Origin of the sequence: Roseateles sp. (assembly GCF_036486225.1) — a bacterium.
Classification (GTDB): Bacteria; Pseudomonadota; Gammaproteobacteria; order Burkholderiales; family Burkholderiaceae_C; genus Roseateles.
On record NZ_DASVNZ010000116.1, the window covers coordinates 1 to 5,593 of the forward strand.

6 protein-coding genes are annotated in these 5,593 nt (G+C 70.4%); 2 read left to right on the plus strand and 4 right to left on the minus strand.

Annotation, left to right across the window (positions count from 1 at the left end):
- Positions 1–354 (minus strand): carbohydrate-binding protein (locus VF536_RS08305; RefSeq protein ID WP_331614352.1); only part of this gene is annotated, 354 nt, incomplete at its 3' end.
- Between the two features lie 334 nt (positions 355–688).
- On the opposite strand from VF536_RS08305, the gene VF536_RS08310 reads away from it, so the two are divergent.
- Positions 689–901, plus strand: a complete 213-nt coding sequence (locus VF536_RS08310) for a putative motility protein (protein ID WP_331614353.1) — start codon at positions 689–691, stop codon at positions 899–901.
- A 33-nt stretch (positions 902–934) separates the two neighbouring features.
- Here VF536_RS08310 and VF536_RS08315 read toward each other — a convergent pair whose 3' ends face one another.
- The 3 genes from VF536_RS08315 to VF536_RS08325 form a co-directional block, all read right to left on the minus strand.
- Positions 935–2,179 (minus strand): DEAD/DEAH box helicase, encoded by a 1,245-nt coding sequence (locus VF536_RS08315; protein WP_331614354.1) that lies wholly within the window; start codon positions 2,177–2,179, stop codon positions 935–937.
- Entirely contained in the window at positions 2,176–3,516 is a 1,341-nt protein-coding gene (dbpA, locus tag VF536_RS08320) for an ATP-dependent RNA helicase DbpA (RefSeq protein WP_331614357.1), read from the minus strand. Before dbpA ends, VF536_RS08315 begins: the two co-directional genes overlap by 4 nt.
- Positions 3,517–3,620: 104 nt before the next feature.
- Complete coding sequence (locus tag VF536_RS08325; protein ID WP_331614355.1) at positions 3,621–4,568, minus strand: PHB depolymerase family esterase; 948 nt, start codon at positions 4,566–4,568, stop codon at positions 3,621–3,623.
- A 130-nt stretch (positions 4,569–4,698) separates the two neighbouring features.
- Between VF536_RS08325 and VF536_RS08330 the strand changes: the two genes are divergently transcribed.
- A complete protein-coding gene (locus tag VF536_RS08330; RefSeq protein WP_331614356.1) occupies positions 4,699–5,556 on the plus strand; it encodes an AraC family transcriptional regulator in 858 nt (285 codons plus the stop codon).
- The last annotated feature ends 37 nt before the right edge of the window (positions 5,557–5,593 follow it).

Below are 5,593 nucleotides of genomic sequence, written 5' to 3' on the forward strand. Positions count from 1 at the left end.
CGCCGGAGACGGGGCCGGTGTGGGCGCCGGTGCGGGACTGGGCGCCGGGCTGGGCGTGGGGGCGGGCGAAGGAGCGGGCGAGGGCGCCGGGCCGCTCGCCGGACCGACCAGGGTCCACAGGGAGGCGTTGGTCGGGTTCCAGCCGGTGCTGGCGTAATCGGTCTGGTTGACGGTGGCCCGGTAGAGCTGGCCGTTGTAGCTCACGACCGTGCCGGCCGTGTAGTAGACGTCGGGCTTCCAGGCCGCGGCAGTCTGCGCGACGGCCTGGAAGGTGAGCGCGGCAGCGCCGAGGGCGACGATCAGTCGCAGCGGCGCGGACGTGGTGGAGGAGGGGCGTCGGACGGAGACGGTCATGGCAGTGGTTCCCAGGTGTGAGGCCGGAGCGGGTTCCGAACCCGCACCAAAGCCGCCGGTTCCCGAAGCATGGGGATCGACCAGCGGATTGCGGCGTCAGTGGATTTGCACTGGCATTTGTTCAGTCCGAAATTTATGACACCGCTTGAATACCACTTTCCGAAATAGTGCCGCTTCTCAGCAGCGGGAAAACCCGGATCGTGGTGACAAGGCGTGTGCCCGGGCGCCTGGAAGCTGGGGCCGGGACGGGCCTCGTCACAAGTCGGGCAGTCCGGGCGCTCGGCGAGCGCTGATCTGCGCTCAAGCCGGCGCAGGAATCGCCGATATTCCTGACATGAACATCACCAACACCCCCAGCGTCGCCGCAGCGGTCAGCAATGCGTCCAGCAGCACGCCAGGCACGGTCGGCAATGCCGCCAGCCTGTTGGTGCTGCGCAAGGCCATGGACGTCCAGGAATCCGGCGCGGCCGCGCTGCTCGCGGCCCTGCCGCAGCCGGCCCTGGCCACCGAAGGCAATCTAGGGCGCAACCTCAACGCCTACGCCTGAGCACGCCGCCGGAATGGCCCCCGCGGACTGCGGTCACTTGCCCGCGGCTGCTGCCGCGCGCAGCTTGTCCTTCTTGCTCGGCCGCCGGCCCTTGATGCCGCCGGCGGCGGCATCGGGCGAAGCGACCTCGGTCGGCTCGAAGCCGGCGATCCGTTCGCGCTCGACGCGGCGCCCCTGACGCTTCTCGATCAGCCGGAAGTGCGCCTCCGTGGCCGCGCTGATGAAGCTCACCGCGAGCCCGCTCGCCCCGGCGCGCGCCGTGCGCCCGATGCGGTGCGTGTAGTCGTCCGCCGCGCGCGGCAGGTCGTAGTTCACCACCACCGGCAGCCGCGCGATGTCGATGCCGCGCGCGCCCAGGTCGGTGGCGACCAGCACCCGGATCCGACCCGCCTTGAAGTCGGCCAGCGTGCGCGTGCGCGCGCCCTGGCTCGCATCGCCGTGGAAGGCCGCGGCCTCCAGGCCGTTGCGGCGCAGCTTGTCGGCCACGTGGTCGCAGGCGTAGCGCGTCGCGACGAAGACCAGCACGCGCGACCACTCGCCCTGCTCGATCATGTGGCGCAGCAGCGGCGTGCGCTTCGCGGCGTCGACTTCGACCGCGTGTTCCTCGATCTGCCCTTCGGTCGCCGGCTCGCCGGTGACTTCGATGCGCACCGGGTCGCTCAGCAACTGGTCCGCCAGGGCCTGCACCGCCGCCGGGAAGGTGGCGGAGAACAGCAGGTTCTGCCGCCGCTTGGGCAGCAGCGCCAGTACCCGCGCCAGCTCGTCGGCAAAGCCGGCGTCGAGCAGCCGATCGGCCTCGTCCAGCACCAGGCACTCCACGCCGGAGAGCTTCAGCGCGTTCTTCTCGATGATGTCCAGCAGCCGGCCCGGCGTCGCGACGACGATGTCCGCACCGCCGCGCAGCGCCATCATCTGCGGATTGATCGACACGCCGCCGTACAGCACCGAGACCTTCAGCGGCTCGTCGAGGAAACGGCCGACCTGGATCACCGTCTCGCCGACCTGCGCGGCGAGTTCGCGCGTGGGCACCAGCACCAGCGCCTGCGTGCGGCGCAGCGCGGGCCGGATGCGCGCATCGATGCCATGCAGCATCGGGAAGACGAACGCGGCCGTCTTGCCGGAACCCGTCGCGGCGGAACCCAGCAGGTCGCGGCCCGCGATGATGGGCGGCATCGCGGCCGCCTGGATCGGCGTGGGGATTTCGAAGCCGAGCTCGTCGGCCGCGCGCACCAGGCGCGGCGACAGGCCCAGCGCGGCGAAGCTGTCCACGGTGCTCACAGCAGGCGCACCTTCACCGACTTGCCCTTGACCTTGCCGGCATTGAGCTTGCGCAGCGCCTGGTCGGCGATGCCGCGTTCGACGGCGACGTAGGTCGAGAACTCGTTGACGTTGATCTTGCCGATCTGCGCGCCGCCGAAGCCCAGGTCCTTGGTCAGCGCGCCCAGCACGTCGCCCGGACGGATCTTCTCCTTGCGCCCGCCCAGGATCTGCAGCGTGACCATGGGCGGATGCAGCGGCTCGGCGCCGGGTTCGGTGGTGAGCTCGCTCAGCGGATGCCACGGCGTGACCGTGCCCTGCATCTGGTCGATGCGGCCGACGCGGCCCATCTCGTCGAGGCTGGCCAGGCTGAAGGCCCAGCCTTCCTCGTCCGCGCGGCCGGTGCGGCCGACGCGGTGCGTGTGCACCTCGGCGTCGGGCGTGATGTCGACGTTGATGACGGCTTCCAGCTGCGCGATGTCGAGCCCGCGCGCCGCGACGTCGGTGGCCACCAGCACGCTGCAGCTGCGGTTGGCGAACTGCACCAGCACCTGGTCCCGGTCGCGCTGGTCGAGGTCGCCGTGCAGTTCCAGCGCGACGATGCCCTCGGCCTGCAGCACGGCGACGAGGTCGCGGCACTGCTGCTTGGTGTTGCAGAACGCCAGCGTGCTCGCGGGGCGGAAGTGGTTGAGCAGCAGGCCGACGGCATGCAGGCGCTCGTTCTCCTTGACCTCGTAGAAGCGCTGGCGGATCTTGCCGGCGGCGTGCTTCTCCTTGAGCGTCACCTCCTGCGGCGCGCGCATGAAGCGCGTCGCGATGGACTTCACGCCGTCCGGGTAGGTGGCGGAGAACATCAGCGTCTGGCGCGTCTTCGGACAGTTCGCGATCACCTGGGCGATGTCCTCGGCGAAGCCCATGTCCAGCATGCGATCGGCTTCGTCCAGCACCAGCGTGTTCAGCGCCTCCAGCGTGAGCGTCTCGCGCTGCAGGTGGTCCAGGATGCGGCCCGGCGTGCCGACGACGATGTGCGCGCCGTGCGACAGGCTCGCCAGCTGGTTGCGGATGGGCGCGCCGCCGCACAACGTCAGGATCTTGATGTTGTCCTCGGCGCGGGCCAGGCGGCGGATCTCCTGCGTCACCTGCTCGGCGAGCTCGCGCGTCGGGCACAGCACCAGCGCCTGCACGGCGAAACGGCGCGGATTCAGGTTGGTCAGCAGCGGCAGCGAGAACGCGGCCGTCTTGCCGCTGCCCGTCTTGGCCTGCGCGATCAGGTCCTTGCCGGCCAGCGCGAGCGGCAGGCTGGCGGCCTGGATGGGCGTCATCGAGAGGTAGCCGAGCTGCTGCAGATTCGCCCGCATCGCGGGCGGCAGGGGCAGGGCGTCGAAGGAGGTGGCGCTAGGCGCCGCCGGCGGCTGCGAGGCAGCGGGGGCCGCGGGCGCGGCGCCGGTGGGATCGGTGCGGGTCATGCACGATTGTCGCCCAGCGGGTGTGCCATGAAGAAACACAGCATCTGGTCGCTCGCATCGGGCCCCAGCCAGTCGGTGTACGAAGCGCTCTGTTCGCCGCCGGACCAGCCGTGTCCGCCGCCCTCGATCAGCCAGAGTTCGGCGTGCACGCGCCCTTGCGGGGTGACGTGCGTCCGGCGGGTGTAGGCGCGGGTGCCTTCGCGACCGTTCTCGATCCGTTGGGCGCCGGCCACGCCGGCCGTGGCGTCCGCGTAGATGTGCTCGCCGTTGAGCGGGTGCACGGTCATGTCGCGGGTGCCGTGGAAGACGATGGTCGGCGTGGGGCGGACAGCGTCGGCTCCCGTGTCGATCTTGGCGTCGACCTTTGCGTCCATCGCCATACCGTCCGCGGGTAGGCGCGTGGGCTGTCCGCTGCGCATCATCGCCATCGCGCCGTTCGCATCATCGACGGCGCCATGCGGCAGGCCGGAATGCACGCCGACGGCGGCGAAGAGCTCCGGATAGGCGCGGCCGAGGACCACCGCCATCGCGCCGCCGGCCGACAGGCCCGCGATGTAGACGCGGCTCGCATCGACGCGGTGGGTGGCCATGATCTCCTGCGTCAGGGCGGCGATCAGCGCGGGCTCGCCGCGGCCGCGTTCCTGGTGATTGGGCTTGAACCAGTTCCAGCAGCCTTGCGGGTTGGCTTGCATCGACTGCGCCGGGTAAAGCACCAGCCAGCCGTTGCGACGCGCCATCTCGTTCATGCGGGTGCCGGCGGCGAAGTCGTCGGGATCCTGTCCGCAGCCGTGCAGCATCACCAGCAAGGGACGGGGTTCATCCCTGTCGCCCGGGGGGACGTAGAGCTGATAGTCGATGGCGGCGCGGCCTTGCACGAAAGTGCTGCGGAGGAACTGTTCTGCGAGCGTGCCGCTCTTTTGTTCGAGCGGGAGATCGATGAGCATTCGAAGGCCGATGGCGCCGGGGGCGCGTGTGTCAGTGCGGCGATTGAAGCACGGATCCCGGTCGGCGGCATGACTGTTTGCGATACCCGCCCGGGCGTGTCGCCGGGCGACGGGCCAGAATGGCGGCGCCATGTTCCACACCCGTCGCCGCCACCTCGCGCCCCAGGTCACCGCCAAGATCGTCGACAGCCGCACGCCGTCGTACGAGACCGAGTTTCACGCGCACGACGAGTACATGATCCTGATGCCGCGTTCCGGCGGCATGGTCGTGCGGGTGCGCGAGGAGCAGAGCGCCTTCCGCATCAACGCCGCCTGCATGGCCCTGGTGGCGCCGGGCGTCGAGCACGCGACGGCGGCGACCCGGCCGCAGCAGCAACACCTGGCGCTGTATGTCGACCAGGCTTTCGTCGAGGACTGCGCCGGGCGCATCGCCGGCGCGGCTTCGTCGTCGGCGTCGTCCGTCACGTCTTCAACGTCCGCACCGTCCGCACCGCCGTCGTGCGGGGTGTGGCGGATGAGTCCTTCGCTGGTGCACATGCTGCGACTGCGCGAGGAACTCGCCGGCGTCGACGCCGAACACCGCGACTCGCCGCGGATGCAGGCGACCGAGCGGCTGATCGCCGCCGAGTGCATCACGACGGCCCTGACGACGGCGAACGCGCTGCCGGCGCATCGCGGCCGCGATGCGCTGCTGATCCACGAGATCGTCGCCTACCTCGAGGCGCACATGGCCGAGCAGTTGACGGTGGACGACGTGGCCGCGCAGTTCCTGCTGTCGCGCCGGCACTTCACGCGGCTGTTCCGCGAGCGCACCGGCCACAGCATGATCGATTTCCTCAACGGCAAGCGCCTGGAGCGCGCGCAGCTGCTGCTGCAGGATCCTCGGACCAGCGTGATGGACGCGGCGCTGCTGGTCGGGTTCGAGACGCCGTCCTACTTCGCCCGGCTCTTCCGGGCGAAGTACGGGCGCCCGCCGTCGCGGCGCTGACGACCTGGATGGCCCGATCGTTCTAGTCGTTTGGCCC